The organism is Candidatus Thiosymbion oneisti (assembly GCF_900092655.1).
GTDB classification, from domain to species: domain Bacteria; phylum Pseudomonadota; class Gammaproteobacteria; order Chromatiales; family Chromatiaceae; genus Thiosymbion; species Thiosymbion oneisti.
Map to the genome: position 1 here is coordinate 1 of NZ_FLUY01001379.1, position 384 is coordinate 384.

The 384-nt window shown below is 54.2% G+C and carries 1 protein-coding gene; it reads right to left on the minus strand.

Going from position 1 to position 384, the window contains the following annotated elements:
- Positions 1–46: 46 nt before the first annotated feature.
- A partial coding sequence (locus BQ17_RS22765; RefSeq protein WP_218068277.1) for a hypothetical protein occupies positions 47–384 on the minus strand: 338 nt, incomplete at its 5' end.

Consider the following 384-nt stretch of genomic DNA (forward strand, 5'->3'; position numbering starts at 1 on the left):
CGACGCCCCTCTGGCTTGCTGAGAAGGCAAATTTGCGCAAAATATCCTAACCAGTCTGGAATCCATAAAGAGCCAAAAATTTTATGCTTGGGCGCTCACTTTCCGGCCCATTTAACGCCAGGACGCAAGGGCGCCAAGACGCAAAGATTCTTTGTTCTTTCTTGGCGGCTTGGCGTCCTTGCGTCATTGCGTTTTTTCGCAATTTCCGTTTTTTCGCGAACTGAGCCACTTCCAGGGCAGACGGGAACCAGGCATCACGCGAATCGACGCGAATTATCATTTCCCGTCCCCACGGAGGGTGTCGCAAAAGTTTTGTAGGTCGGGTTAGGCGCGCCTTGCGATGCGGGCGTGGACAACCGAGGCTGAACGCGCCGTAACCCGACA